The sequence below is a fragment of the Streptomyces sp. NPDC045022 genome (assembly GCF_056432605.1).
In genome coordinates, this window is record NZ_JBWKIR010000009.1 from 291207 (window position 1) to 317123 (window position 25917).

Here is a 25917-nt window from a genome sequence, read left to right on the forward strand (position 1 = left end):
GGGCCGGTTAGGCGAACAGCCGCCGCCAGGTCTCCGGTCCGGGGTAGCCGTCCGCCGCGCCGCCCCGCCAGCCCTGGGTGCGCTGGAAGGCCTCCACGGCGCGCCGGTCCGCTTCGCCCCAGTGCGGACCCGGACCCGTGGGGTAGAACTTGCCGAATCCTTTCTTCGCCAGCTGAACACCCAGCTGGGTGATGTAGTCGTTGGTCGCCCCCGGGCGGAAGAAGTTCCGGCCGGGGTAGCCGGGCACCCCGTGCGAGGCGGGCCCGCCCGGACCGGCCGCGCTCGCAGTGATGTCCTTGCCCCGGCCCGCGACGAGCAGCTCCCAGGTGCGCGGGCCGGGCAGCCCGTCGGCGTCCGCCCCCGTCCAGCCCTGGGCCAGCTGGAACGCCCGGGTCGCGCGCCGGTCCGCCTCGTCCCAGGCCGGGCCCGCGCCCTGGGCGTAGTACGCGCGGGCACCTCTGGCGATCAGCATCTCGCCGAGCCGGGTGACGTACTTGTTGTCGGCGCCGGGGCCGAAGTAGGCCGCACCCGGGAAGGGCACCCGCGCCCTGCTGTCGGCCGCTTCCGCGCCCGCCGTGCCGGCGGCCACGCCCTTGTAGCGGTACGGAACGTACTTGTCGGTGTTGCTCCAGTAGGGGTAGGGGGTGGTCTGGCGGCGGGTGCTCGGGGGCGTCTGCTCGTAGACCGTGTAGTAGGTGTGCGTGTAGTCCGTCCAGCCGCCGAAGATCACCACGTGTGAGCCGCTCTCGGGGTTGTCGGGGTTGTGGTAGAGCAGGATGTCGCCGGGCTGCAGCTCCTCCTTGGTGATCTTCACCCCGAACTGGCCGAGGCTGCCCGTCCACTCGTTGCCCGGCAGGCCCCAGGCCATGGAGACATATCCCGAGCAGTCCTGCCGGTATCCGTCGGACCAGTAGTCGGTCATGCTGTACGGCACCCGCGCGGCCACCCAGATCTTGGCCCGGTTGATGATCTCGGTCCGGGTGGTGGCGGGGATCGGTGCCGTGCCGGGCTCGACGGGCTTGCCCGCCGGGCCGTGCAGCGGGGCCTTGGCGCCCTGGGGGGTGGCGGGCTCACCGTCCCCGGGCACGGCCTCGCGGTGCGGTGAGTGGCCGGCGGTGAGGGCCGCGGCCGGGGAGGCCACGCCGAGGGCGGCGGAGGCGGCGGCCACGATCGCGACCCCGCAGGCGGCCGGGTGGCCGCCGAGGCGGCCGGGTGGCAGGCGGGGGCCCACCCGACGCCAGTGGACGCAGCCGGGGCAGCCGCAGTCGCTCGCGGGGTCGAATTCCTCGAACACCGGAGCGGTCATGCGATCTGCCTCACATTCAGGGTGAATTTGTCCGCGTGTGTGCACGTTGATCAGTTTCCCAACTGTCCTCGGCACGCGCATGTTGACGGTCCGAATGATGTACCCGGCCCGTCCGGGCACCCGCGGGCCGCCCGGGGGCGGTCATCAGCACCCGTGGAGGTCAGGTAGAGTTTTCCTCGTCAGCAGGCGCCGCTAGCTCAGTTGGTTAGAGCAGCTGACTCTTAATCAGCGGGTCCGGGGTTCGAGTCCCTGGCGGCGCACCGACCGGAAGGCCCCTCGCGGAAGCGGGGGGCCTTCCGCATGCCCGGGATCTCCCCGGGCATGAACAGGGCCCTCCCCCCGTTTGGCCGGATACGCTCTCGCCATGGCAGCCCGGGACCTCCAGGAGCGGATCAAGAAGCTGATCGCCGACCGGCGGCTGCCCTCGGGCGCCCCGCTGCCGACGGAGCCCGAACTGATGGAGCTGCTCGGGGCCAGCCGGAACTCGGTCCGGGAGGCGCTGAAGGCGTTGCAGGCGATGGGGATCGTGGAGATCCGGCACGGCTTCGGGACCTACGTCGGCTCGATGTCGTTCGCACCGATGATCGAGGGTCTCGCCTTCCGCACCGTCGTGGGGCACTACCGCGGCGAGGACTCCCTGCTGCAGTTGCTGGAGTTGCGCGAGGCCGTGGAGACCGGGCTGGTGTCGCGGCTGGCCGGCCGGCTGCCGGAGGCGGACCTCGTTGAACTGAACGCGCTCGTGGTCCGTATGGAACAGGAGGCCGCGGAAGGAGCCGGCCTCGCCGAGACCGACCGCGCCTTTCACGCCACCCTCTACCGGGGACTGGACAACGTGTTGCTGAGCGAGGTGCTGGAGGCGTTCTGGGACGCCTTCCACCGGGTGCAGCGGGACCTGGTGGACGTGCCGCAGGACCCACGGGTCACCTGCCGCCAGCACCGGGAGATCCTGGACGCGGTCCGGTCCGGGGATTCCCTGCGGGCGGAGGAGGCCATAAGAGACCACTTCGGCAACATCCGCACCCGCCTCTCCGATCACCGGCGCACGCCAGCCTCCTGAGCCCCACGCGCGCCACAATGAACGGGTTTGACCGGTAAACATCGCCTTTCGCGTCTTGTGATCATGCTGAACACCGTAGAACCCTGGTTGTCCGTGCTGCCGCCGATCGGCGGCGGTCGGGGGGAATGAACCGGTTGCTCACCGGCGGGGAGAGGGGCCCCGCTCATGAACCGATGCCGAGGGGGGGCATCATGCAACCGGAAGATCGTCGTCCCGTGTCTGAGGGTGGGCAAGACGTGGTGACCGCGATCCACCACTGACTCCGCACGTGCGGGCCAAGGGGAGCCGGCCAAGCGGGAAGGACCGACGAAACACGCGTTGACCTGCGTGTGGGGGGAATGACTCATGACGTCGACGCCGCCGGGCGCCGCACCGAGCCACGTGCACGACAACCCGTCACCGACCACACAGCCCAGGGCGGTCAGCCACCGGACGGGCCAGTTCCGCCGGATCAGGAAGAGCCTGCCGAGATACGACTACGAGCACTACAGCCGGCTCGCGGGCCCGCTCACCCAGCCGGACCCGACCAAGCCGTACACGGTGCAGTACCGGTCCCTGCTCTCGCAGGAACCGCACCGGATACGCGCCGCGCTCATGCTGGGCGCGGCCCCGGTGCTCTCCCTGGTGCTGCTGTTCTGGCTGCTGCAGCCGGAGCACTGGACCGAACGGGACTACCCGGCCTACGACTTCCTGCCGGCGCTGGACATCGTCATGCTCGTCTCGATCGGCCTGATCGAGTTCTTCCGCTGCATGAACGTCCTGTCCAACGCGCACGCCACGCTCGTCGCCCGTGACCCGGTGCCGGTGGTGCCCGAGGCCGGCACCCGCGTCGCCTTCCTCACCTCCTTCGTGCCCGGCAAGGAGCCGCTGGAGATGGTGACGAAGACCCTGGAGGCGGCCGTGAAGCTGCGCCACCGGGGCCTGATGCACGTATGGCTGCTGGACGAGGGCGACGACCCGGCCGTCAAGGAGGTCTGTGCCCGGCTCGGCGTTCACCACTTCTCCCGCAAGGGCATCGCCAAGTGGAACCAGGTCAAGGGCCCGCACCGCGCCAGGACCAAGCACGGCAACTACAACGCCTGGCTCGAGGCGCACGGCGACCAGTACGACGTCTTCGCCTCCGTGGACACCGACCATGTGCCGCTGCCCAACTACCTGGAGCGGATGCTCGGTTACTTCCGCGACCCGGACGTCGGCTTCGTCATCGGCCCGCAGGTCTACGGCAACTACGACACGTTCGTCACCAAGGCGGCCGAGTCCCAGCAGTTCCTCTTCCACGCCCTGATCCAGCGCGCCGGCAACCGCTACGGCGCCCCGATGTTCGTCGGCACCTCCAACGCCGTGCGGATCAGGGCGCTCCAGCAGATCGGCGGCCTGTACGACTCGATCACCGAGGACATGGCCACCGGGTTCGAGATGCACCGGGCGAAGAACCCGGTCACCGGCCGCAAGTGGAAGTCGGTGTACACCCCGGACGTGCTCGCGGTCGGTGAGGGCCCCGCCGCCTGGACGGACTTCTTCACCCAGCAGATGCGGTGGTCGCGGGGGACGTACGAGACGATCCTCAAGCAGTACTGGAGGGGCTGGTACTCGCTGCCGCCGGGCAAGCTCTTCAACTACACGATGATGATCATCTTCTACCCGATGTCCGCCCTCAACTGGATCCTCGCGGCGCTGAGTTGCGCGCTGTTCCTGGGCGTCGGCGCATCGGGCGTGAACATCGACCCGACCGTGTGGCTGATGCTGTACGGCAACGCCTCCGCGCTGCAGATCGGCCTGTACGTCTGGAACCGCCGCCACAACGTCTCCCCGCACGAGCCGGAGGGCTCCGGCGGCGTGGCCGGCATGGTGATGTCGGCCCTGTCCGCACCCCTCTACGCGAAGGCGCTGATCGACGCCCTGCTGCGCCGCAAGAGCAAGTTCGTGGTCACCCCGAAGGGCGATTCGGCGAGCCCGGACACCTGGTTCGCCACCTTCCGCTACCACTGGTACTTCATCGCGATCTTCGGCGCGTCCGTCGCCGCCGGACTCGTCTTCGGGCATTCCCACCCGGCGATGGTGACCTGGGCCGCGTTCGCCATGCTCATCACGGCGTTCCCGATCTTCGTCTGGCGCCACGAGATGCGGCAGGCGAAGAAGAAACCCCGGCTCACGGCGGGCCCGGGCGCACCCGCGCCCGCCCCGGCGGTGGCGGAACCGCAGGACGCGGTGCCCGCGCAGTACGCGGCCCGCGCGCCGCACGCCCCGCAGCAGCGGCCGAGCTGGGCCGCCCCGCCCGGTGGGCCGGGCGGGGGCCCGAGCGAGGAGAGCGAGCAGACCATGCAGATAGCCCTTGGTGGACTTGGGGGACGTAAGGAATGAAGGACCAGGCCGGCCGCCGCCGCGCCCGTCGACTCGCGACAGGCACGGCGGTGGTCATCGCGCTGGCCGGGATGAACGGGCCGTGGCTCTACCGCTTCGGGACCGAGCACTACCACCAGTACAAGATCAACAGACCCGAGTACAAGGCCGGGAACGGCCACTGGGACATCGTCGAGTTCCCCGAGGAGTACCGCCAGGACACCATCCACGCGGCGCTGCTGCACACCGGCAAGGTGCTGCTGGTCGCGGGCTCGGGCAACAACCAGGCCAACTTCGACGCGAAGAAATTCGACACCCGGATCTGGGACCCGGTCAAGGGCACGATCAAGAAGATCCCCACGCCCACCGACCTGTTCTGCACCGGGCACACCCAGCTGGCCAACGGCAATCTGCTGATCGCTGGCGGCACCAGGCGGTACGAGAAGCTCAAGGGTGACGTCACGAAGGCCGGCGGCCTGGTGATCGTCCACAACGAGAACCCGGACAAGCCGATCACGCTGCCGGCGGGCACGAAGTTCACCGGCAAGAGCAACGGCAAGACGTTCGTGTCGAAGGACCCGGTACTCGTCCCGCGCGCGAAGAAGGTCTTCGACCCGGGGACCGGCGCGTTCCTGCGCAACGACCCGGGCCTGGGCCGGATCTACGTCGAGGCGCAGCGGAGCGGCACCAAGTACGAGACCGGTACCCAGGACAACTACCGGATCCAGGGCCTGACCGGCGTGGACGCCCGCAACACCTACGGCATCGCGCAGAAGCTCGCCCTCGACAAGAAGGATTTCCAGGGCATCCGGGACGCCTATGAGTTCGATCCGGTCGCCGAGCGGTACATCAAGGTCGACCCGATGAACGAGGCCCGCTGGTACCCGACGCTCACGACCCTGTCGGACGGCAAGGTCCTCAGCGTCTCCGGGCTGGACGACATCGGTCAGCTGGTGCCGGGCAAGAACGAGATCTTCGACCCCGAGACCAGGAAGTGGACGTACACCAGGAAGACCCGGCAGTTCCCGACGTATCCGGCGCTGTTCCTGATGCAGAACGGGAAGGTGTTCTACTCGGGTTCGAACGCGGGGTACGGGCCGGACGACGTGGGCCGGGAGCCGGGGATCTGGGACGTCGGCAGCAACAAGTTCACCAGGCTGCCGGGGCTCGGTGACCCCGACCTGATGGAGACGTCCGGGACGGTGCTGCTGCCTCCCGCCCAGGACGAGAAGTTCATGGTGATCGGTGGCGGCGGGGTCGGTGAGTCGAAGCTGTCGAGCAGGAAGACGCGGCTGATCGATCTGAAGGCCGGGAATCCCTCGTTCGTGGACGGCCCCGAACTGGAGAAGGGGACGCGGTATCCGCAGACCTCGATCCTTCCCGATGACACCGTGCTGGTGTCCGGGGGCTCGGAGGACTACCGGGGGCGGGGCGCCTCCGACATCCTGCAGGCGCGGCTGTACCACCCGGACAGCAACCGCTTCACCCAGGTCGCCGATCCGCTGGTGGGGCGGAACTACCACTCCGGGTCGATCCTGCTGCCGGACGGGCGGGTGATGTTCTTCGGGTCCGACTCGCTGTACGCGGACAAGGCGGACACGAAGCCGGGGAAGTTCGAGCAGCGGATCGAGATGTATACGCCGCCGTATCTGTACCGCGCCTCCCGGCCGACGCTCAGTGGCGGTCCGCAGACGATCGCCCGTGGCGCCTCGGGGACGTTCACCTCGAAGCACGCGGCCGGTATCAGGAAGGTGCGGTTGATCCGGCCGAGTGCCTCGACCCATGTGACGGATGTGGATCAGCGGTCCGTCGCCCTGGACTTCACGACGTCCGGTGACAAGCTCACGGTGACCGTGCCGAAGAGCCGGAACCTGGTGCAGTCCGGGTGGTACATGCTGTTCGCCGATGACGCTCGGGGGACGCCGTCGAAGGCGCAGTGGGTGAAGGTCCCCTAGTCAAAGTATGACCATCAGCCATGAAGTCACCGGAGCCGGATACGACAAGGGACGCCCCCTGCTGGTGCGGCTGGCCTGGTTCGCCGTTCTCCATCTCGGTCCTCGTCAAGTGGTGGTTCCCGGCCCGCCGGCGGCCGGCCGTGCTGCGGGCCTTCGGCGCGCGGGTCGGGCGACGGGTGCTGGTCCGGCACGGTGTGCGGGTGCACTGGCCGTGGCGGCTGGAGATCGGCGACGACGTGTGGATCGGCGAGGGTGCCTGGCTGCTGAACCTGGAGCCGATCACGATCGGCAGCGATGTGTGCGTCTCGCAGGGCGCGTTGCTGCACCGGCAGCCACCGGCGCGCCAGCCGGACCTTCGACTGGCGCGGCACGGAGAAGGGGCAGCCCTCGAGCGCCGGTTCGCGGAGATCGGTGTGGAAGTCGTCTACTTCCCCTGCACCCTGCACACGTCGAGCACGCTGCTGCGCGCCGCACTCGACGTCCTGGCCTCGCACCACGGGTCCGGACCGCGCCCGGCAGCGCCGGCGGCCGTCCCGAGCGACCCCCCGTAGACGGCTCACGACCCGAGCACGACGGGTGGGACGAGGACTCGCCGGATCACTTGCTCGCCCTGGCCAGCGCGAGCGCGTAACTCGCCCACCACTGACCGGCCTTCGGCCCGCCCTTGCACTGCCCGTCGGACTCTCCCGGCCGCTTCACCCACAGGTAGGCGTCCGCCCGCGGGTCCGCGGTCTTCGTCGTCGGCGTGTCCCCCAGGGCCCGGCCGGGCGGATTGCACCAGCGCCGGGCCGCGTCGCCGCCCGTGTAGGGCCCGTTGCCGTTGCGGCTCGTGTCGATGACGAAGTGCTTGCCACCCACCTTCGCCGACAGCTGCTTGCCGTAGGCGATGGAGTCCTCGGTGGAATAGAAGTTGGAGACGTTGACGGAGAAGCCGTCGGCCTGGGCGACGCCGGCCCGCTGAAGGGGCTGGAAGATCTGGTCGGGGTGGCCCCAGCCGGCGTTTCCGGCGTCCAGGTAGACCTTGGTGTTCTTCAGCGACTTGAGCTTGGCGATCGCGCCGTTGAGGAGGTCGTAGCGCTCCTCGTGGAACTCGTCCGGGGTGCAGCCGTCCACGAGGTGCAGGACGGCGTCGGGCTCGAGGACGACCGTGGCGGAGCGGTCGCCGATGCCCCGGGCGACCCCGTCGAGCCAGGCACGGTAGGCGTTGCCGTCCGCGGCGCCGCCCCGCGAGTACTGGCCGCAGTCGCGGTGCGGGATGTTGTAGAGGACGAGCAGGGCCGTGCGGTCGGACTTCTGGGCGGCCTCGGTGAAGCCGCGGGCCTCCTGCTCCGGGTTCTCCGGGCCGATCCACTCCCCCACCGGCTGTTCGGCGATCTTCCGGATCTGCTCGGCCTCCGCCTCCCTGCCTGCCTTCACCGAGGCGGCGACCTGGCGGGCCGCGTTGCCGTCCGGGTTGACCCAGAACGGGTCGGCGGACTTGGGCTGCTGGGTGATCCGGGCCGCCGGTTCCGGGTCCCCGTCCCCGCCCGGAGAGGAGCATCCGGCGACCAGGAGTGCCGCCCCCAGCACCGCCGCGGTCGCCCGTGTCCGTGCCCCTGCCGAAGACCGGGCCCACCTGCTGTCGTACATGCGATTCCCCCCTGGGCGCGCACTGGTCCGGGTGCCAATCCTGGCATATCCACCGCGGCCGTCACGAGGCCGCGCGGGAGGGGGGACGAGGGTCAGCGGCCGGTGCCGGTGAGGTAGGCGGAGACCACCACGTTCGCCGTGTAGGTGCGGCTGGCGCGGTCGAAGGTGCCGCCGCAGGTGATCAGGCGCAGTTCGGCGCGGCCCGGCTCGTGGGGGCCGTAGGCCTGCCGGGCGTCGAAGTCGTCGCGGGGCAGGACACGGACGTCGTCGATGGTGAACACGGCGATCCGCCCGTCCGAGCGGATCACCCGGACCGTCTCGCCGGGTTCGAGGGTGCTGAGCTTGTAGAAGACGGCGGGCCGGGTCTCGGTGTCGACGTGTCCGACCATCAGGGCCGCCCCCGCGGCGCCGGGCGCGGTGCCGGAGCCGTACCAGCCGACCACGCCCGGCTGGTCGAAGGGCGGCGGGTCGACGGCGCCCTGGACGTCCAGTCCGCGGGCCACCACCGGAGCCGTGACGCCGAGCTGGGGGATGTCGATGCGCTGGGGCCGCGCGGCGCCCAGCGGCCGCGCCGGGCGCGGCAGCCCCTCGGGGCCGGCGGGGCGGCCGATGGCGAGCACGTCACCCGTGGTGGGTCCCTCCGGGCTCGGCGGTACGCCGGTCACGCCGCGCCCCCACAGCCACAGCCCGAGCAGCAGGACAGCCCAGGCCAGGCCGGTGATGAGCCGCCCGGTGCCGGTGGCGCGCTCGCGGTCGTCGGTCATGGCGGGTGTCAGCGCGTACCACGGCTCCGGCGGGTGCGGAAGCCGACGGCGACCGCGGCGATCCCGGCGAGCGCGAGACCGGTCACCGCCTGGAGGCTGCCCGGACCGGAGCCGGTGGTGGCCACCGTGGCGAAGTGCGCGGTGCCACCGCCGCCCGCGGCGACCGGGGCGACGGGCGACGCGGAGCCGGAGGGCGGCCGGATGAACTGGTCGGACTGCCCGGCTCCCTGGTCCACGACCGTGATCCGGCCGGTGATCACATACTCGGAGCAGGTGATCTTCACCTCGTAGGTGCCCGGCTGGAGGGAGGAGCGGACCCGGGTCTCACCGGCCAGCGTGCCCTGGCCGCCGGTCAGGGGGGCGTCGGCGACGAAGGCGGCCGAGGCGGCGGTGCCCCGCACGCCGGTGCAGCCGCTGACCCGCAGGGTGACATCCGCGCCCGGCGCCGGGGACGCGGGGGTCACGGTGACCGAACCGCCGTCCGCCGCGTGGGCCGGCGGGGCGAGCGCGGCCACGGCCAGGATTCCGGTACAGAGAGTGAGGCGTACAGAGCCCATCGTGAACCTCCAGTACCAGGAGGTTCCCCCCGCCGGAGCGCCCCCGCATCCTCGGGGGCCGCTCCGCTGCTCCGAACGGGTGACCGGGTTTCGGTCGGGTGCGCGGGCGCGGCCCGGCCCGGTGGCTCAGACCAGGTCGACCAGGTCCGCGATGGAGTCGACGACCTCCGAGGGGCGGAAGGGGTACCGGTCGACGTCGTCCGGCTGTGTGACGCCGCTGAGCACCAGGAAGGTGCGCATCCCGGCCTCCAGGCCCGCGAGCACGTCGGTGTCCATGCGGTCGCCGATCATCGCGGAGGTCTCGGAGTGGGCCCCGATCGCGTTCAGGCCGGCCCGCATCATCAGCGGGTTCGGCTTGCCGACGAAGTACGGCTTCTTGCCGGTCGCGGCCGTGATCAGGGCGGCGACCGAGCCGGTGGCGGGCAGGTCGCCCTCGATGGACGGGCCGACGTTGTCGGGGTTGGTGGCGATGAACCGGGCCCCGTTGTTGATCAGGCGGACGGCCTTGGTCAGGGCCTCGAAGGAGTAGGTGCGGGTCTCGCCGAGGATCACGAAGTCGGGCTCGTGGTCGGTGAGGACGTAGCCGATGTCGTGCAGCGCGGTGGTCAGGCCCGCCTCGCCGATGACGTAGGCACTGCCGCCGGGCCGCTGGTCGTCCAGGAACTGGGCGGTGGCCAGGGCTGAGGTCCAGATGTTGTCCACCGGCACGTCCAGGCCCATCCGGCGCAGCCGGGCGTGCAGATCACGGGCGGTGTAGATGGAATTGTTGGTGAGCACCAGGAAGGGCCGTCCGGACTCGCGCAGTTTCTTCAGGAAGGCGTCGGCGCCCGGGATCGGCACGCCCTCGTGGATCAGGACGCCGTCCATGTCGGTGAGCCATGACTCGATGGGCTTGCGGTCTGCCATGTTGTGCGTCTCCTGGCGTATGTACGGTCGACAAGCGGGGGCGCCGGAACCACGGCGTACCGACGCCCCCAGCGTAGTCAGGACTGTGTGATCCGTACCCCGTCGATCACCCAGTACCAGTAGTTGCCGCCGGTGCAGCGGACGCGGACGCGGACGCTGGTCGCCCCGGCCGGGACCTGGACGGTGACGGTCTCGGTGCGGGAGGGCACGCCGGCGGTGTACGTCCGCACACTCACCGGGTTGCCGCCGTCGTAGGAGACGAGGACCTCGCCCCGCTGCGGGACTCCTGGCGGTAGTACGGGACTCCTGGCGGTAGTAGGTGATCTCCAGCGCCTCGGCGACCCGCCGCCGTATCTCGCCCTTGTCGGCCTTGGGGCTCCGGTTCCGGCCGGGGCGACGTTCGGGCTGGACCCGTTGGTCCACGCACGGATCGTCGCAGGCGGGTGACGCCTGTGGTACCGCGGTCCGCGCCTCAGTGGCGTCTGCGGGTCAGCAGGAACGCGACACCGCCCACGGCGAGCAGGGCGGCGACGGCCGCGAGCAGGCCGTGGGCCGGCCGTGGGCCGGTACGCGCCAGCTCGTGGGCCGGTCCGGGGCCGGTACGCCCCGCCTCGCCGGCCCGTTCCCCGGCGTCCTGCGCATCTTGCGCCTCCTGCACCTCCTGCGCGAAGGGCGGGGAGGTGGCCGGAGTGGCGGTGCCGGGCGTGGCCCCCGGGCTGCCGGACGGGGTGGTCTGCGTCCCGTCGGCGTCCTGCGTTCCGTCCGAACCGGGTGTCTCCTGCGCGCCGGGGGTCCTGTCCGCGCCCGGTGTCTCCTCCGCGCCGGGTGTCGCGTACGCGTCCGGTGCGTCCTCGTCGATCCCGAACCGGTAGGCGTTGGACTCGCCCACCCAGTCCCCGTCCCGGCCCCTGCGCTGGACGACGGCGGTGTTGGCGGTGACCTGGTCGGGTACGGCGTCGGAGGTGACCGCGAGCCTGACCTTGACGCTGACGGTCCTGCCGGGCGGCACGGTGAACCCGCCGAACCCGGCCCCGTCGAGCACACCGACCAGTTCCTGCTCGTCGGTGCTCTCGAACGCCACGGGGCGGGTGCGGGGTCCGTCGTAGAACTCCAGCTTCGGCTGGTCCGGCTTCAGGGTGCGCTTCTCGTCGGTGAGGACGACGACCGGGTGGATGTCGGTGCAGGTGCGGCCCGTGGTGTTGGTCAGGTCGATGTACCAGGTGCCGTAGCCGCCGCCCGCCTCGTAGGAGCCGGGACCGCCGTGAATGCGGGTGGTCAGCGGGAACCCGCGGTCGCCGGATCCTCCCGCGCAGAAGGAGGCCGCGTCCGCGTGGGCGGCGGGCGAGGACACGGGCACGAGAGCGGCGGCTGCGGCTAGGCAGAGGGACAGGGACGGGCACAGTCGCATGAACACATGATCATGCCGGGCCGGACACGGGGGCGGGGGCGCCACTCCGCAGGCGGCGGGAAGTCCGCTCGATCAGCCGACGGTCAAGTCCGCTCGGTCAGCCGGCCGGTCAGGTCCACTCGGTCAGCCGGCTGGTCAGGGTCCGCAGACGCGCTGGGTCTGGGAGGCCGTTGTGTCGCGCTTCGCCTCGGCCTCCGCGAGCGCTTGCGTCTCGGAACGGTCCGGGTGCCCGCCGTCCGCGATCCTGTCCCGCAGCTCCTTCTTGCAGACCTCGTAGTCCTGCTCCGCCTGCTCGGCGGCCGCCACGGCCCTGCCGCACGCGTCGTCGGTGGTGACGGGCGCGGCGTGGGCCGTCGCGGGGAGAGCGAGGAACAGCGCGGCACCGACCGCGATCGCCGGCGGACGTGTGAACACCATGTTCGGCCTCCGGTGGGAGAAGGGGCCGGGTCAGGACGAGAGGGTGACCCGGCGGCTGCCGTCGCTCGAGTCGACGCATTCCTGGTAGGGGTTCGGGTCGCCCTGCCGCTCCCGGCACGTCCAGGCGGCTCCGCCGGCGCGCACCGTGACGGGCGCCTTTCCGGCGCCGGACGCGGCCTTGGTATAGGCGCTCGCCACCCGCAGGGCGGTGGCGCAGGACTCGGTCCGGCCGGCCCATACCGCGAGCCCCGTCGCCCGGTCCGTTCCGCAGTACCTGCCCGGATCCGGGGCAGCCCCGGTGCCGGCGAACGCGTGGGCCGGGGACCAGAGGCACAGCGCGGCGGCCCCGAGCAGGCCGACGGCCATTCCCCGCTTGCTCGAATGCATCGCATGCCTTCCTTTGCGGCGACGACGGACGGTGACGTTCGAACCCCGGCGAGGAGGGAAGCCGGGGATGCCGGGTACCCAGCCTTCCCCGTGCTCGACATGCTCACTCCACCTCCGGGTCCTGGAGGCCTTCCGGGTCGTGCCCGGGTGCGGTCACGGCCGGTCGGGGGTTCGGCCGCCCGGCGTCAGGCGACCTCAGCCTCCGCGCGTCCGAAGAGCGGTGCCAGCAGCAACTGCGCCGCCCCCTCCGCCACCACCCGCTCACCACCGGGAGCCACCCGGACCGGCACGCTCCCGCCGGGCGCCCCCTCCCGCAGCGCTCTGGCGGCAAGGATCCCGGCCACCCCGTTCACGTAGATCTCCGGTGCCGCTGCGACCGTCCGCCCCCCGAGCAGCACCAGATCGATGTCCAGCAGCCCCACCAGGTTCCCGGCCGCCACCCCCAGCACCCGCGCGGCCTCGCCCACTTCGCCCCGCTCCACGGCTCCCAGGCACAACACCTCCACGCATCCCCGGTCGCCGCACTCACAGGCCGGCCCGTCCAGCTGGAGAACCTGGTGCCCGAACTCCCCGGCCCCGGTCCGCGTCCCCCGGTGCACGCTCCCGCCGATCACCAGCCCGGCCCCGAGGCCCGTACCGAGATGGAGATACGCGAAGGACCCGCCCTCGCCCTCCTCACCCGCGACCGACAGCCCGAGAGCGGCGGCGTTCGTGTCCTTGTCCACCACGACCGGCACCCCCAACCGCTCCGCGAGCGCGTCCCGCAGGGGGAAGCCGTCCCACTCGGGAAACCCGGTGACCCGGTGCAGCACCCCCCGTTCGTGATCCAGCGGCCCCGGAAGCGCCACCCCCACACCCAGCAGCGAGCGGACACCGGCAAGACCCCCGCCACCGCCGCCGACCTCGCGGCCACCGCCGAGCCCCCGGCCAGCGCCGAGCCCCTCGTCAGCACCGGCGGGCCCATGGCCATCAGAGGTCCCTCGGCCATCACCGAGCCCACCAGCACTGACAGGCCCGCCGACCGGCCCCCTGACACCACCAGGGGTTACTCGGCCATCGACCCCACCAGCACCAACCGGCCCAGCAGTGGCACCAGCACCCGCCGGCCTCCCAGCACCGCCGAGCCCACCCGTGCCCGCGGCCCCCCGGCCGGCGGCCGGTCCCAGGGTGTCCCGTGCCAGGCCCTCGACGACCTCTCCCACCACCGCGAGCACGGCCTCCGCCCCCGCGCCCAGGTCCAGTTCAGCGCGCCGCTCCCCCACCACGGCGCCGTCCAGGTCGACGAGGACCGCCCGCAGTTCGTCCCGGTCGAGGTGCACCCCCACCGCGTGCCCCGCCTCCGGCACCAGCCGCAGCACGGTCCGGGGCTTGCCCCCGGTGGACGCCCGCCGCCCGGCCTCGGCCGCGAGACCCTCCTCCCGCAGCCGCGCGGTGATCTTGCTGACGGCCTGCGGGGTCAGCCCGGTGCGCTCGGCCAGCTCCAGGCGGCTGATGCCCTCGCCCCCGGCGCCGCGCAGCAGCCCCAGCACCAGGGCGGTGTTGTGGCTGCGCACCACGCCCAGATTCGCACCCGTCGACCCGCCGCTCCTCGTCCTGTTCACGCCACCCATTCTCCCCACCGCTTGCACTTTGGCAACAGCGTTGCGAAAGTAGGACGCATGACTGCTACTCCCCTCCGCGTCGGCCTGATCGGCTACGGTCTCGCGGGCTCCGTCTTCCACGCCCCGCTGATCGCCGCCACCGAGGGCCTCGTCCTGGACACCGTGGTCACCTCCAACCCGGACCGGCAGCAGCAGGCCCGCGCCGAGTTCCCGGACGTGACGCTCGCCGCCACCCCCGAGGAGCTGTTCGGCCGCGCGGACGAGCTGGACCTGGTGGTGATCGCCTCCCCGAACAAGACGCATGTGCCGCTGGCCACGGCCGCCCTCAAGGCGGGCCTGCCGGTGGTCGTGGACAAGCCGGTCGCCGGCACCGCGGCCGAGGCACGCGGCCTCGCCGCCCTCGCCGACGAGCGCGGCCTGCTGCTGTCGGTCTTCCAGAACCGCCGTTGGGACAACGACTTCCTGACCCTCCGCGGGCTCCTCGCGGACGGCACGCTCGGCGAGACCTGGCGCTTCGAGTCCCGCTTCGAGCGCTGGCGCCCGGAGCCCAAGGGCGGCTGGCGCGAGTCCGGTGACCCGGCAGAGATCGGAGGTCTGCTCTACGACCTCGGCAGCCACGTCGTCGACCAGGCCCTGGTCCTCTTCGGCCCGGTCACCGAGGTGTACGCCGAGACGGACATCCGCCGCCCCGGCGCCGAGACCGACGACGACACCTTCATCGCGCTCACCCACGCGAACGGCGTCCGCTCCCACCTCTACGTCTCCGCGACGACCGCCCAGCTCGGTCCGCGGTTCCGGGTGCTGGGCTCGCGCGCGGGCTATGTGAAGCACGGTCTCGACCCGCAGGAGGCGGCCCTGCGCGAGGGCAGCCGCCCCGGCACCACCCCCGACTGGGGCGTGGAGGACCAGTCCCTGTGGGGCCGTATCGGCTCCGGCGAGTCCCCGCTGACCGGCGGCGGCACCCCCGTGCCGACCCTGCCGGGCGCCTACCCCGCCTACTACGCGGCCGTCGCCGACGCCCTGGCCGGCACCGGCCCCAACCCGGTGACCGCGCTGGAGGCGGCCGCCGCCCTCGACGTACTGGAAGCGGCCCGCACGTCGGCCCGGGACAAGGTGACGGTGACCCTCTGATGTCCCACCGGCAGATCACCCCGAAGTTCGCCCCGGAGATCACCCCGAGCGTGGAGGAGCTGGAGGCGCAGGAACGCCGCCTGGTCTTCCGGCAGTTCACCTACGACGACGCGTGGGCCCTCGGTTCCCTGCTGGTGGAGCTGGCCCGGGAGCGCCAGGCGCCGGTCGCCGTCGACATCCACCGCGCCGGCCAGCAGCTCTTCCACGCGGCCCTGCCGGGCTCCACCCCGGACAACGACGCCTGGATCGTCCGCAAGCGCCGGGTGGTGGAGCGCTACGGCGTCTCCTCCTACCTGGTCGGCGCCCGCTTCCGGGCCAGGGGCACGACGTTCGAGGACTCCTCCCGCCTCGACCCCGACGCCTACGCGGCCCACGGCGGCTCGTTCCCGATCAACGTCGAGAACGTGGGCGTCATCGGCTCGGTCACGGTCTCCGGCCTGCCCCAGCTGCAGGACCACAGGTTCGTGGTCGAGGCCCTGGAGCAATTCCTGGAGGCGTAGCCGACGAACAGGGGCGCTGGGCAAGTGCGCGACCGGCCACGACGGACCGGCACGCGCGCCCCACCCCGCGCCCCCGCCCCTCAGGCGTCCTTCAGCTCCTGCCGCTGCCGGCCGAGCCCCGGAATCTCCAGCTCGACCACATCCCCGGCCCGTAGATACGGCTTCGGCTCGGGCTGCCCCATCGCCACCCCCGCCGGGGTACCGGTGTTGATGACGTCCCCGGGATACAGCGTCATGAAGTGGCTGACGTACCGCACCACTTCCCCCACGGGGAAGATCTGCTGGGCGGTCGCCCCGTCCTGCTTCAGCTCCCCGTTGACCCACAGCTTCAGGGAGAGACCCTGCGGGTCCGGTACCTCGTCGGCCGTCACCAGCCACGGCCCCAGGGGGTTGAACGTCTCGCAGTTCTTGCCCTTGTCCCAGGTCCCGCCCCGCTCGATCTGGAACTCCCGCTCGGAGACGTCGTGCGCGACGGCGTACCCGGCGACATGCGCGAGCCCCTCCTCGGCCGACTCCAGATAGCGGGCCGTACGCCCGATGACGACGGCGAGTTCGACCTCCCAGTCGGTCTTCACCGAGCCGCGCGGCACCAGCACGGTGTCGTTCGGCCCGACGACGGTGTCCGGCGCCTTGAAGAAGACGACCGGCTCGGAAGGCGGCTCGGCGCCCGTCTCGCGGGCGTGGTCGTGGTAGTTGAGCCCGATGCACACGATCTTGCCGATGCGGCCGAGCGGCGGCCCGATCCGCAGTCCCGCCGCGTCCAGCGCGGGCAGCTCGCCGGTCTCGGCGGCCGCCCGTACCCGGCCGAGCGCGGAGTCGTCGGCGAGGAGCGCGCCGTCGACGTCGTCCACGAGGCCCGACAGGTCACGCAGGGTCCCCTCGGCGTCGAGCAGCGCGGGCCGCTCCGCCCCAGCCGTGCCGACTCGCAGCAGCTTCATGGTCACCATCTCCCTCATTCGCGGGCGCCCGACCGATGGGTGCAGCCATCGGAGGACTGGCTGATCCTCCAATCCCGCCGTCCACTCCGCAAGACCCTGTTCACCTACTGGACCGCAACCACCGCTGCTACCGGTACAGGGCGGCCCGCTCCAGCGCGCTCCACGTGGTGCTGGTGGCGATGTACAGCGCCGCCGCGAGCGGTACGACGGCCACGGTGACGAGCGTGCCGAAGGAGAGGAGCGGCATGACCTGGTTGACCGCGCCGAGGCCGGGCAACCGCTCCGCCCCGGCCGCGCCGGCGACCGGGTTCTTCGCCGTCATCCGCTTCGTCCGGCGGTAGGTGAAGGCGGCAACGGCCCCGACGAGGGCGAAGAGCCCGAGGTAGACGAGCCCGGCCGGCCCGAACACCCCGCCGTCGGCGAGCGCGTCGGCCCACCGGCCGCCGAGCGGCGCCGCGAACAGCCGGTGGGTGAGCAGGTCGTTGCCCGCACCGCCACCGGAGAACAGGCGGTAGAGGAGGAAGAAGGCGGGCAGTTGGAGCAGTCCGGGCAGGCAGCCGGACAGCGGAGACACCTTCTCCTCGGCGTGCAGTTCCAGCACCGCCCGCCGCAGCCGCTCCGGGTCGTCGGCGTGCTGCGCGCGCAGCTCGGCCACCCTCGGCTGAAGCGCGGCCTGGGCCCGCCGGCCGCGGGCGGCGGCCCGCGACAAGGGGTGGACGAGGAGTCGCACGAGGGCGGTGAACAGGACGATCGCGACGGCGGCCGCGGAGGCGTGGAAGAGCGGTGTCAGCAGGTCGGCGAGTTGCTCGACCAGGTGGGCGAAGACGGAGAAGACGGACATGGGTGAGCCCTCCGGGGGTCTCGTCGTGCCGGAAGCGAAGGAGAGATCGGCATGACGACCCGCGCGGGGTCACGTGCTGTGTGCGGGAGGACGTGCCCTACACGGCGGTCGCCGGAAGGGCCTGCCCGGGTGCCCTGGGCCGTCGCCGGCCGGGCGCGTCGGGATCGCGCTGCGGCAGGAAGGCGGTACGCCGGGCCCGGTCACGCAGGGCCGTGCGCACCCGGGTGGGCGGCACGGCGGGCGCGGAACGCGCGGTCAGCAGGGCGCAGAGGAGGAGCGCGGAGCCGGCCGCGGCGGTCGCGGCGAGCGTCACGGTCGCGGAGACGGTGCCGGTGTCGAGCAGGAAGACCGGCAGCAGCAGGAGCAGCAGCGGCGCGAGACGGCGGGAACACGCGAGCCTGCGGATCACCGGTCCCCTCCCTCCGCGTCAACTGCCGTTATACGTTTGCCCTTTATACCTGACGGGCGGGAACGTGCACCTGACCGGCACTGCCTTGCCGCCGTCATCCGTCCGTCCCACCGGAGGTCCCTCGTGCACCGCGTCCCCACCTGCGTCCTGAGCGACACCGCTGCGCCCCGGGTCGCCGACGGCCATGCGGTGGACCGCTTCGTCGAGATCGGCTCCTTCACCAAGGTGCTCACCGGCACCGTGCTCATGCGGATGGCCGCCGCGGGCGTCCTCGAGGCCGACGACCCCGTGGAGCGCTGGCTGCCCGCGGCTCCCGGCACCGGGATCACCCTGCGGCAGCTGGCCGAGCACACCTCCGGCCTCCCGCGCCTGCCGCCCGGCACCACCCGCCGCGACCCGTACGCCGCCTTCGACCGGGCCGCTCTGCACCGGCTGCTCGGCCGGCTGGACGGTCTGGCGGTGCGCCCGCCGGGGCGCGAGGAGGAGTACTCCAATCTCGGCTACGCCGTGCTCGGCGAGGCGCTGGCGGGCGCGGCCGGCGCGTCGTACGAGGAGCTGGTCACCGAGCACGTCCTGCGGCCGTTGGACGTCCATGAGGTGAGCGCACGCCCGGCCGCGGCCCGTCGGCTGCTCGCCCCGGGGCTTTTCGGGCGGCCCCGCAGGCCCTGGACGATGACCGGGGCGATACTTCCGGCGGGCGGCCTGTGGGCGACCCCGCGCGCCGTCGCCGACCTGCTCGTCCGGCTGGTCGTCGAGCGCCGGCTGGGCGATCCCGCGCCCTCGTGGCGCACGACCGGCCCGCTGCACTGGCACAACGGTGCGACCCGGCACGCCTCGCTCTTCGCCGGAGCGATGGCGGACGGCGCGTGGGTGGTCGTCCACCGGCTCAACGGTGATCCGGAGCGGACGGATCGCACCGGCATCGATGTCCTCCGCGGCAGCGGCTCGCCCGCCTGAGACGCCCGGCGCCGGCCGGCAGCGAGCCGCGCTCCGGTCCGCGCCGAAACTTCGCGGTGGCCCTGCGGTCGAGCACCTGGCCGAACGCGTCTCCGCGCACACCCTGCCAGCCCCCGGCTGCGACGCCCTGCCGGTGTCGGCGGCCTGGCGGCGGTGGGAGCGGTGAGCGTGGCGGCGCTGCGCGAGCGGGTGCGGTGAGCCGGCCGGACGTACGGCGGACCGGCGGACCGAAGGGGCGCGGGGAACTGCGCGAGCGGCCACGAACGGCCCGCGGCCGGCGGACGGCCGACAGCGCGACGGTGCTCCGCGCACCTGGCATCCCGCGCCCCGCACCGTCCGTCCCGGCCGGGCGGAGTCAGATCGTGGACGCGTCGATGACGAAGCGGTAGCGGACGTCGCTCGCCTGCACCCGCTCGTACGCCTCGTTGATCTGCTCGGCGCTGATCAGCTCGATCTCCGCGCCCAGGCCGTGCTCGGCGCAGAAGTCCAGCATCTCCTGGGTCTCGGCGATGCCGCCGATGCCCGAGCTGCTGAGGCTGCGGCGGTCGCCGAACAGCGACTGCAGCACGATCTGCACCGGCTCCTCGGGGAGACCGACGTTCACCATGGTGCCGTCCGTGCGCAGCAGGGACAGGTACGCGGCGAAGTCGAGCGGGGCCGAGACGGTGTTGAGGATGAGGTCGAAGGTGCCCGCCAGCTCCTCGAAGGTCTGCGGGTCGGCGGTGGCGTAGTAGTGGTCGGCACCGAGCTTGAGGCCGTCGTCCTTCTTGCGCAGGGACTGGGAGAGCACGGTGACCTCGGCGCCCAGCGAGTGCGCGATCTTGACGCCCATGTGGCCGAGACCGCCCAGCCCGACCACGGCGACCTTCTTGCCGGGTCCGGCGTTCCAGTGCTTCAGCGGGGAGTACGTGGTGATGCCCGCGCAGAGCAGCGGCGCGGCCTCGTCCAGCGACAGGCCGTCGGGGATATGGACGACGTAGTTCTCGTCGACGACGACCTTCTCCGAGTAGCCGCCGTAGGTGGGCTCGCCGTCCTTGCCGACGGCGTTGTACGTCCAGACGGTGCCGCCGGTGGAGCAGTACTGCTCCAGGCCGGCCTTGCAGTTGTCGCACTCCCGGCAGGAGTCGACCATGCAGCCGACACCCACCCGGTCACCGACGGCGAACCTCGTCACACCGGGGCCGACCTCGGAGACGACGCCCGCGATCTCGTGGCCGGGGACCATGGGGAAGATGCCGGGGCGCCAGCCGTCCTGGGCCTGGTGGATGTCAGAGTGGCAGATACCGGCGAACTTGATGTCGATCAGGACGTCGAAGTCGCCGACCGGGCGCCGCTCGATGGTGGTCCGCTCCAGCGGGGCCTTCGGCGCGGGCGCGGCGTACGCAGCAACAGTGGTCATGCCGGGGTTCTCCTAGCAGGGTTCGACGCCCGGTCGCGTTCCGGCCGGGCACTCTTCCAGCGTGCCGCGAATTCCGCGCGCCACCCAGTCCACGCTTCTGCGTACGACCGCTGTGCCTACCACTGGCGGGGTCAGGCTCGGGTGCGTACGACCAGGAATACTGGACGTATGGAAAGCAGGGACGAACAGCCGCAGGCGGCAGCGGCCCCCGGACGGCCCCTGGACCGGCGGGCCGAGCTGAGCGAGTTCCTGCGCAGCCGGCGGGCCCGGCTGAAGCCGGAGGACGTGGGCCTGCCGGACTTCGGCCGGCACCGCCGGGTGCCGGGGCTGCGCCGCGAGGAGCTGGCCCAGCTGGCCGGGGTGTCGGTGGCGTACTACACCCGCCTGGAACAGGGCAACGGACGGAACGTCTCGGCGGAGGTGCTGGACTCGATCGCCCGCGCCCTGCGGCTGACGGACGCCGAGCACGCCCACCTCACCCATCTGGCCAAGCCGAAGTCGCACAAGAAGAAGCCGGCGACACGGCAGCAGCAGGTGCGGGTGCCCCTGCGCCAGCTGCTGGACACCATGGACGGCGTGCCCGCGTACATCGTGGGGCGCCGCGCGGAGATCCTCGCCTGGAACCGGATGGCGGCGGCGGTCTTCGGCGACTGGTCGGAGCTGCCGCCCGCCGACCGCAACTGGGCCCGGCTCGTCTTCCTGCGTCCCGACTACCGCGAGCTGTTCGTCGACTGGGAGCAGAAGGCGATCGACATCGTCTGTGCCCTGCGCATGGACGCGGGCTGCTACCCGGACGACCCTCGTCTGTCCGCCCTGGTGGGTGAACTCTCCGTCAAGAGCGACGAGTTCCGCCGCCTGTGGGCGACCCACGACGTCAAGGAGAAGAGCCACGGCGTCAAGCGCCTGCACCACCCCCTGGTGGGCGATCTCTCCCTGAACTTCGAGGGCTTCCGCCTCGCGGGCGACTCGGACGTGTCGCTGGTGACGTACCACGCGGAGCCGGGTTCCCCGTCGGCGGATTCCCTGCGGCTGCTGGCCAGCTGGGGCACGGACGCGACCAGGGCCGTACCGTCGGCCTGACCACGCGTCACCCCTGGTACGGCGGCATCGCTCCCCACGTCCACTTCGGCACGGGCTGCTCGGCGGGCGGTTCGGCGTCCGGGCCGGAGAAGTACACGGCCAGCCGTGTCCCCCACTCCACGTAGGCCACGAACGCCGAGCGGAACTCCGCGTCCGTCGGCAGGCCCACCTCGTCGGCGGCGTCCTGGATGAGGTTCACCCACCGGCGGCGCTGGGCCTCGCTGATGTTGCGGCCGAAATGCTTGGCGACCATGTGCCCGTGGCCGCCCTGGGTCTCGGAGTAGCGGGCCGGCCCGCCGAAGACCTCGCCCAGCCAGAGGGCGACGTGCTCGGCGTGCTCGGGAGGCAGTCCGGCGAAGAGCGGGGCGAGGAGGTCGTCCTTGACCACCTTCTCGTAGAAGACCTCGGTCAGCCGGGAGAAGGCCGCGGCGCCGCCCGCCCAGTCGTGCAGGGTCGGGATCGCCGCACCCGTGCCCCGCACGGACGTCGGCCGGTAGTGGCGCATCTCCTCGATGTTCTCCACGTACGGCCTGATCTCCGCGAAGAACGGCGGAAACAGCTCGGACCTGCGAAAGCCCTCCAGGTGGTCCGCCGTCGACGTCCAGGTGATCCGCAGGACGAAGGACTCGGGGTCCTCCTCGCAGCGGGCCAGCTCGAAGTCGACGCACTGCGGGGCCGCGGCCAGCTGGGCTGCCGCTCGGGTGTAGGCGGACAGGAACTCCGCCGACTGCTGCTCGGGAACGCGGTAACGGATGTATTCGACCGTGTGAGCCGTCATGGGTGCACACAAACACGAACGGCCCGCCGGAAGCTGCTGCTCCGGTGGGCCGTTCGCTCAGGGCCTACTCAGGTACGGCGGCTCACTTGCCGTAGTACGCGTTGTAGATCGTGATCGTCGACGTGTTGCCCTTCTTGTCGGCGATCTTGGCGCGGAAGGAGATGGACTTGCCCTTCGCGGGGTTCTTGACGGTGATCCTGCCGCTGCGGACGTCGACCTTCTTGAAGGTCGTGCCGTCGTAGGAGACGTAGACGGCGAGGGACTTCAGGTTGCCGCCCGCGGCCGAACCCTCGACGGTGACCGGGAAGGTGACCGTCTTTCCGGCGGCGACCCGGCTGTCCAGGCCGGTGACGGCGCCGAAGTGCAGGGCGGAGGCCGGGAGCTGGGCGAAGTCGCTCGACGGCTTCTTCGACCGGAAGGTCCAGGTGGCGTCGATCCGGGAGGAGGCCTGCGAGACCTTCGCCGACCGCTTGACCGAGGTGGTCAGCCTGTAGGCCGCGTCACCGGCCGGGACCCTGAAGGTCTTGTCGCCGAACAGCGGGTCGTCGTTGGAGCCGACCTTGGTGCCGTTGCGGTACAGGGTCGTGTTCACCGAGGTGAACTCCGAGTACCCGGCGTGCTTGGCCGAGTCGGCGAACAGCGGCAGCGAACCGAAGATCTCGTTGCCGTCGCGGAAGAGGCCGAGTTCCTTGGAGACGTGCGGGCCGAAGACCGCGGTGTTGACCGTCTTCGTGTAGGTCTGGCCGGCCTTGAAGGCGAACTGGCCCAGGTCGTAGCCGGCGTCGGAGACCGGGAAGCCGTCCGGGTCGAAGCCGCCGTTCTGCTCGAACTCCAGCTGCCAGGTCACACCGCCCTTGGCGGACAGGTGCAGGGTGCGGGTGCCGGGCAGCTTCTGGTTGATGCCGATGGAGGAGGCACTGGAGCTGCCGGGCAGCCAGCCCACGGCGCTGACCGAGCCGGTCTTGCCGCTCGCGGCGGCACCGAGCCGGACCTTGACCGTGGCCAGGTCGCTCGCCTTGTAGTGCTTGGTGTAGCCGGTGGCGAGCTGCTTGACCGAGCCGCCCGAGGTGACGTCGTACTCCTCGTTCGTGCCCTTGCTCCAGTGGCCGTCCCACTGCTGGTACAGCGTCCCGGCGGGCAGCGCCGGGCCCACGTGGGCGGTGCGGAAGTTCTTGTACGAGTCCAGGAACCAGCCGTAGCCGTACTGGCCGTTGCCGAGCGTGACGTCGTACTCCGGCGAGGCGAACTGCGCCTTCAGGCCCGAGCCGGGGACGGTGATGTCCACCGGCCTGGCCTTGCGCGCGTCGATCGTGATCGTCTGCTTCTTGGAGACGGTCAGCTTCGGCTGGGCGATCCAGTCGATGCCCTTGGCGGCGTTCTCCGGGTCACGGTAGATGGAGGTGTTGAGGATGTACGTGCCCTTGGGCGCGCGTACCTTCACCGTGCCGGACTTGTCGTACGGGTTCAGCCAGACGCCGTTGGCCAGGCCGGCCACGCCGGTGACGTCGGCGCCGTAGTACGGGGCCGGCTTGCCGTTGCGGCCGATGAACTTCAGCGTGAGGTCGTACGACTCCACCTCGCGCTGGACCGCGGCGGCCGTGCGGACCGTCTGGCCGCCGCCCGTCGCCGTCACGTACGCGGAGTAGGCGCCGTCGACGGTGCCGCCCAGCTTGGTGTTGACCGTGAAGCCGACCGAGGCCTTGCCGTGCGCCGGGACGGTCACCGTGGTCGCGGCGAGCTTGAAGAAGCCGGACGGGGCCGCGGCGCCCTTGGGGTTGGTGGCGGTCTCGGCCAGGGTGAGTGTGAGGTCCTTGTCACCGAGGTTGCGGTACGTCAGCTTCTTGGTGACCGGCTTGTCGTCGGTGTGCGGCCACTGCTGCACCCCGAAGCCCACCGACACCGGGTCGGCGACGATCGACTGCTTGATCGCCTTGTCGACCTGGATGCGGCCCGTGCCCTGCTGGAACGGCGTGTACTTGCCGCCCTTGGTGGAACCGGTCAGGGCGCCCTTCAGCTCGGTGTAGCCCCAGTCGGGGTGCTCCTGCTTCAGGATCGCGGCGGCGCCCGCGACGTGCGGGGTGGCCATCGAGGTGCCGGAGATGGTCAGGTAGCCCTCGGGCTTCTCACCGACCTCCTGGTCGATGACGCTGCCCTTGGCCGCGGCGGCGGTGATGTCCACGCCGGGCGCGGTGACGTCCGGCTTGATGGCACCGTCTCCGGCCCGCGGACCGGTGGAGGAGAAGTCCGCGAGCTTGTCCTTCTTGTCGACGGCACCGACGGTGAGCGCGGCGTCCGCGCTGCCCGGCGAACCGATCGACTGGGGGCCCTCGTTGCCCGCGGCGATCGCGAACAGGACGCCCTTCTCGGCGGAGAGCTTGTTGACCTCGGCCTCGAGCGGGTCGACCTCGGGGGTGTCGTAGCCGCCGAGGCTCAGGTTGATGACGGAGGCGCCCTGGGAGGCCGCCCACTCCATGCCGGCGAGGATTCCGGAGTCGTCACCGGAGCCGGTGTCGTCCAGGACCTTGCCGTTGAGGATCTTGGCGTCGGGGGCGACACCCTTGTACTTGCCGCCCGACTTGGCACCGGTGCCCGCCACGATGGAGGCGACGTGCGTGCCGTGACCGAAGTGGTCGGTGGCGTCGGCGGCGGCGGTGAAGTTCTTGGCGTCGATCACCTGGTCCTTGAGGTCCGGGTGGGTGGCGTCCACGCCCGTGTCGAGGACGGCGACCTTCACGCCCTTGCCGGTGTAGCCGGCCTTCCACGCGGTCGGCGCGCCGATCTGCGGCACGGACTTGTCGAGGGAGGCCTTGCGGACGCCGTCGAGCCAGACGTGCGCGATACCGGCGGCGGTCCTGTCTCCGTCGGTGACCGCGTCCCACAGCTCGGCGGTGTCCTCGACCGGGGTCCGCACGGCGTCCGCGTTGAGCGCCTTCAGGCTGCGGCGCAGGTCGCCCGCGTCCCGGACGTCGGCCTTCGCGGCCGCGGCGGCGCCGCTGTAGCCGACGATGACCTTCAGGCCGTTCTTCTGGGCCTTGCGGGTGGCGGCCTTGTTCAGCTCGGTGACGTCGAACAGGCGCTGGTCCAGCTTGCCGGAGGCGACCAGGTGGGCCGCGTCGGCGGGGACGACCAGCGTGTGTCCGGCGGCCTTGCGTACCTGGAAGGGTATGTGCTCGCGTCCCTTGGCCCGCTCCAGGCCGACGACCCGGCCCTTGGCGTCGAGGGCGACCCGGTCACCGGTGATGAGGGTGACGTGGTGCTTGGCGGTGAGCGCGGAGGCAGCGGCCGGGGCGTGTGCGGGTTTCGCCGACGCCGGGCTGGTCATTCCCGCTGCGAGGGCGACGGCCGCGGCCGTTGCCACACCGGCCGCAGCTGCTCTTTTCACTTGTCTGCGCAAGTTCTCCCCCTGGAGATGAGGTACCGGGCGAATTCCCCGTTCACCCGGCCGGGGGCAGCTTCGTACCTATGCACGTCAACCCCCCGGATCTCGCAGTATGCCGGGGGGTGATCAGACGGCTCAATAGATGAGAGGACAGTGAGAAAGCGCGTACGGAAACTGT

At 71.6% G+C, this 25917-nt stretch carries 23 protein-coding genes, 1 tRNA gene and 1 pseudogene; 9 read left to right on the forward strand and 16 right to left on the reverse strand.

Features of this window, described 5'->3' with window-relative positions; all coding sequences use genetic code 11:
* Window positions 1–7: 7 nt before the first annotated feature.
* Window positions 8–1306: a peptidoglycan-binding protein gene (locus AC07C1_RS19000; RefSeq protein ID WP_478940354.1), complete on the reverse strand. Its 1299-nt coding sequence runs from the start codon at window positions 1304–1306 to the stop codon at window positions 8–10.
* A 186-nt stretch (window positions 1307–1492) separates the two neighbouring features.
* Between AC07C1_RS19000 and AC07C1_RS19005 the strand changes: the two genes are divergently transcribed.
* The 5 genes and pseudogenes from AC07C1_RS19005 (at window position 1493) to AC07C1_RS19025 (ending at window position 7209) form a co-directional block, all read left to right on the forward strand.
* Window positions 1493–1566 (forward strand) — tRNA-Lys (locus AC07C1_RS19005).
* A 104-nt stretch (window positions 1567–1670) separates the two neighbouring features.
* The gene (locus AC07C1_RS19010; protein WP_478940356.1) at window positions 1671–2363 is read left to right on the forward strand and encodes a FadR/GntR family transcriptional regulator; all 693 of its coding nucleotides are present in this window, start codon (window positions 1671–1673) and stop codon (window positions 2361–2363) included.
* 345 nt (window positions 2364–2708) lie between these two features.
* Window positions 2709–4724 (forward strand): glycosyltransferase family 2 protein, encoded by a 2016-nt coding sequence (locus AC07C1_RS19015; RefSeq protein WP_478940358.1) that lies wholly within the window; start codon window positions 2709–2711, stop codon window positions 4722–4724.
* Window positions 4721–6658 carry a radical copper oxidase GlxA gene (gene glxA / locus AC07C1_RS19020; protein WP_478940360.1) on the forward strand — a complete coding sequence of 646 codons (1938 nt, stop codon included), beginning with the start codon at window positions 4721–4723 and terminating at the stop codon, window positions 6656–6658. Before AC07C1_RS19015 ends, glxA begins: the two co-directional genes overlap by 4 nt.
* A 7-nt stretch (window positions 6659–6665) precedes the next feature.
* A pseudogene (locus tag AC07C1_RS19025) lies at window positions 6666–7209 on the forward strand (LbetaH domain-containing protein).
* A 46-nt stretch (window positions 7210–7255) separates the two neighbouring features.
* Here the strand turns inward: AC07C1_RS19025 and AC07C1_RS19030 are convergent.
* From AC07C1_RS19030 to AC07C1_RS19070, 9 genes are all read right to left on the reverse strand, one after another.
* Window positions 7256–8287, reverse strand: coding sequence for a glycoside hydrolase family 6 protein (locus tag AC07C1_RS19030; RefSeq protein WP_478940361.1), 1032 nt, complete (start codon window positions 8285–8287; stop codon window positions 7256–7258).
* A 92-nt stretch (window positions 8288–8379) separates the two neighbouring features.
* Window positions 8380–9051 carry a class F sortase gene (locus AC07C1_RS19035; protein ID WP_478940363.1) on the reverse strand — a complete coding sequence of 224 codons (672 nt, stop codon included), beginning with the start codon at window positions 9049–9051 and terminating at the stop codon, window positions 8380–8382.
* Between the two features lie 8 nt (window positions 9052–9059).
* Window positions 9060–9608, reverse strand: coding sequence for a hypothetical protein (locus AC07C1_RS19040; protein WP_478940364.1), 549 nt, complete (start codon window positions 9606–9608; stop codon window positions 9060–9062).
* Window positions 9609–9734: 126 nt separating this feature from the next.
* Complete coding sequence (locus AC07C1_RS19045; RefSeq protein ID WP_478940366.1) at window positions 9735–10514, reverse strand: HAD-IIA family hydrolase; 780 nt, start codon at window positions 10512–10514, stop codon at window positions 9735–9737.
* A 77-nt stretch (window positions 10515–10591) separates the two neighbouring features.
* Window positions 10592–10723, reverse strand: a complete 132-nt coding sequence (locus tag AC07C1_RS19050; RefSeq protein WP_478940368.1) for a hypothetical protein — start codon at window positions 10721–10723, stop codon at window positions 10592–10594.
* 263 nt (window positions 10724–10986) lie between these two features.
* Window positions 10987–11928, reverse strand: a complete 942-nt coding sequence (locus AC07C1_RS19055; protein ID WP_478940369.1) for a hypothetical protein — start codon at window positions 11926–11928, stop codon at window positions 10987–10989.
* A gap of 129 nt (window positions 11929–12057) precedes the next feature.
* Window positions 12058–12339, reverse strand: coding sequence for a hypothetical protein (locus tag AC07C1_RS19060; RefSeq protein ID WP_478940371.1), 282 nt, complete (start codon window positions 12337–12339; stop codon window positions 12058–12060).
* Window positions 12340–12369: 30 nt separating this feature from the next.
* Complete coding sequence (locus AC07C1_RS19065) at window positions 12370–12726, reverse strand: hypothetical protein (RefSeq protein WP_478940372.1); 357 nt, start codon at window positions 12724–12726, stop codon at window positions 12370–12372.
* Window positions 12727–12911: 185 nt separating this feature from the next.
* Complete coding sequence (locus AC07C1_RS19070; RefSeq protein WP_478940373.1) at window positions 12912–14336, reverse strand: ROK family transcriptional regulator; 1425 nt, start codon at window positions 14334–14336, stop codon at window positions 12912–12914.
* Window positions 14337–14384: 48 nt separating this feature from the next.
* Between AC07C1_RS19070 and AC07C1_RS19075 the strand changes: the two genes are divergently transcribed.
* A complete protein-coding gene (locus AC07C1_RS19075) occupies window positions 14385–15458 on the forward strand; it encodes a Gfo/Idh/MocA family protein (protein WP_478940375.1) in 1074 nt (357 codons plus the stop codon).
* Complete coding sequence (locus AC07C1_RS19080) at window positions 15458–15958, forward strand: heme-degrading domain-containing protein (protein WP_478940377.1); 501 nt, start codon at window positions 15458–15460, stop codon at window positions 15956–15958. The genes AC07C1_RS19075 and AC07C1_RS19080 overlap by 1 nt, the downstream gene beginning before the upstream one ends.
* 80 nt (window positions 15959–16038) lie before the next feature.
* Here the strand turns inward: AC07C1_RS19080 and AC07C1_RS19085 are convergent, their stop codons facing one another.
* From AC07C1_RS19085 to AC07C1_RS19095, 3 genes are all read right to left on the reverse strand, one after another.
* Window positions 16039–16896, reverse strand: coding sequence for a fumarylacetoacetate hydrolase family protein (locus AC07C1_RS19085; protein ID WP_478940378.1), 858 nt, complete (start codon window positions 16894–16896; stop codon window positions 16039–16041).
* 127 nt (window positions 16897–17023) lie between these two features.
* Entirely contained in the window at window positions 17024–17737 is a 714-nt protein-coding gene (locus AC07C1_RS19090) for a YidC/Oxa1 family membrane protein insertase (RefSeq protein WP_478940380.1), read from the reverse strand.
* Between the two features lie 97 nt (window positions 17738–17834).
* On the reverse strand, window positions 17835–18146 hold the full coding sequence (locus AC07C1_RS19095) for a DUF6412 domain-containing protein (protein WP_478940381.1): 312 nt from the start codon (window positions 18144–18146) through the stop codon (window positions 17835–17837).
* 123 nt (window positions 18147–18269) lie between these two features.
* On the opposite strand from AC07C1_RS19095, the gene AC07C1_RS19100 reads away from it, so the two are divergent.
* Window positions 18270–19103, forward strand: coding sequence for a serine hydrolase domain-containing protein (locus AC07C1_RS19100; protein WP_478940382.1), 834 nt, complete (start codon window positions 18270–18272; stop codon window positions 19101–19103).
* A 355-nt stretch (window positions 19104–19458) separates the two neighbouring features.
* On the opposite strand, the gene AC07C1_RS19105 is transcribed toward AC07C1_RS19100, so the two are convergent.
* Entirely contained in the window at window positions 19459–20502 is a 1044-nt protein-coding gene (locus AC07C1_RS19105; protein ID WP_478940384.1) for an NAD(P)-dependent alcohol dehydrogenase, read from the reverse strand.
* 168 nt (window positions 20503–20670) lie between these two features.
* Between AC07C1_RS19105 and AC07C1_RS19110 the strand changes: the two genes are divergently transcribed.
* Window positions 20671–21582, forward strand: coding sequence for a helix-turn-helix domain-containing protein (locus tag AC07C1_RS19110; protein ID WP_478940386.1), 912 nt, complete (start codon window positions 20671–20673; stop codon window positions 21580–21582).
* A 7-nt stretch (window positions 21583–21589) separates the two neighbouring features.
* On the opposite strand, the gene AC07C1_RS19115 is transcribed toward AC07C1_RS19110, so the two are convergent.
* Window positions 21590–22360 carry a globin domain-containing protein gene (locus AC07C1_RS19115; protein WP_478940388.1) on the reverse strand — a complete coding sequence of 257 codons (771 nt, stop codon included), beginning with the start codon at window positions 22358–22360 and terminating at the stop codon, window positions 21590–21592.
* 82 nt (window positions 22361–22442) lie between these two features.
* On the reverse strand, window positions 22443–25682 hold the full coding sequence (locus AC07C1_RS19120) for a S8 family peptidase (protein ID WP_478940429.1): 3240 nt from the start codon (window positions 25680–25682) through the stop codon (window positions 22443–22445).
* Between the last annotated feature and the right edge of the window lie 235 nt (window positions 25683–25917).

Excerpts from the sequence above, each read along its gene's own strand:
- AC07C1_RS19000 (WP_478940354.1), bottom strand. The coding sequence starts at position 1,306 with ATGACCGCTCCGGTGTTCGAGGAATTCGACCCCGCGAGCGACTGCGGC.
- AC07C1_RS19010 (WP_478940356.1), top strand. The coding sequence starts at position 1,671 with ATGGCAGCCCGGGACCTCCAGGAGCGGATCAAGAAGCTGATCGCCGAC.
- AC07C1_RS19015 (WP_478940358.1), top strand. The coding sequence starts at position 2,709 with ATGACGTCGACGCCGCCGGGCGCCGCACCGAGCCACGTGCACGACAAC.
- glxA (WP_478940360.1), top strand. The coding sequence starts at position 4,721 with ATGAAGGACCAGGCCGGCCGCCGCCGCGCCCGTCGACTCGCGACAGGC.
- AC07C1_RS19030 (WP_478940361.1), bottom strand. The coding sequence starts at position 8,287 with ATGTACGACAGCAGGTGGGCCCGGTCTTCGGCAGGGGCACGGACACGG.
- AC07C1_RS19035 (WP_478940363.1), bottom strand. The coding sequence starts at position 9,051 with ATGACCGACGACCGCGAGCGCGCCACCGGCACCGGGCGGCTCATCACC.
- AC07C1_RS19040 (WP_478940364.1), bottom strand. The coding sequence starts at position 9,608 with ATGGGCTCTGTACGCCTCACTCTCTGTACCGGAATCCTGGCCGTGGCC.
- AC07C1_RS19045 (WP_478940366.1), bottom strand. The coding sequence starts at position 10,514 with ATGGCAGACCGCAAGCCCATCGAGTCATGGCTCACCGACATGGACGGC.
- AC07C1_RS19060 (WP_478940371.1), bottom strand. The coding sequence starts at position 12,339 with ATGGTGTTCACACGTCCGCCGGCGATCGCGGTCGGTGCCGCGCTGTTC.
- AC07C1_RS19065 (WP_478940372.1), bottom strand. The coding sequence starts at position 12,726 with ATGCATTCGAGCAAGCGGGGAATGGCCGTCGGCCTGCTCGGGGCCGCC.
- AC07C1_RS19070 (WP_478940373.1), bottom strand. The coding sequence starts at position 14,336 with ATGGGTGGCGTGAACAGGACGAGGAGCGGCGGGTCGACGGGTGCGAAT.
- AC07C1_RS19075 (WP_478940375.1), top strand. The coding sequence starts at position 14,385 with ATGACTGCTACTCCCCTCCGCGTCGGCCTGATCGGCTACGGTCTCGCG.
- AC07C1_RS19080 (WP_478940377.1), top strand. The coding sequence starts at position 15,458 with ATGTCCCACCGGCAGATCACCCCGAAGTTCGCCCCGGAGATCACCCCG.
- AC07C1_RS19085 (WP_478940378.1), bottom strand. The coding sequence starts at position 16,896 with ATGAAGCTGCTGCGAGTCGGCACGGCTGGGGCGGAGCGGCCCGCGCTG.
- AC07C1_RS19090 (WP_478940380.1), bottom strand. The coding sequence starts at position 17,737 with ATGTCCGTCTTCTCCGTCTTCGCCCACCTGGTCGAGCAACTCGCCGAC.
- AC07C1_RS19105 (WP_478940384.1), bottom strand. The coding sequence starts at position 20,502 with ATGACCACTGTTGCTGCGTACGCCGCGCCCGCGCCGAAGGCCCCGCTG.
- AC07C1_RS19110 (WP_478940386.1), top strand. The coding sequence starts at position 20,671 with ATGGAAAGCAGGGACGAACAGCCGCAGGCGGCAGCGGCCCCCGGACGG.
- AC07C1_RS19115 (WP_478940388.1), bottom strand. The coding sequence starts at position 22,360 with ATGACGGCTCACACGGTCGAATACATCCGTTACCGCGTTCCCGAGCAG.
- AC07C1_RS19120 (WP_478940429.1), bottom strand. The coding sequence starts at position 25,682 with ATGACCAGCCCGGCGTCGGCGAAACCCGCACACGCCCCGGCCGCTGCC.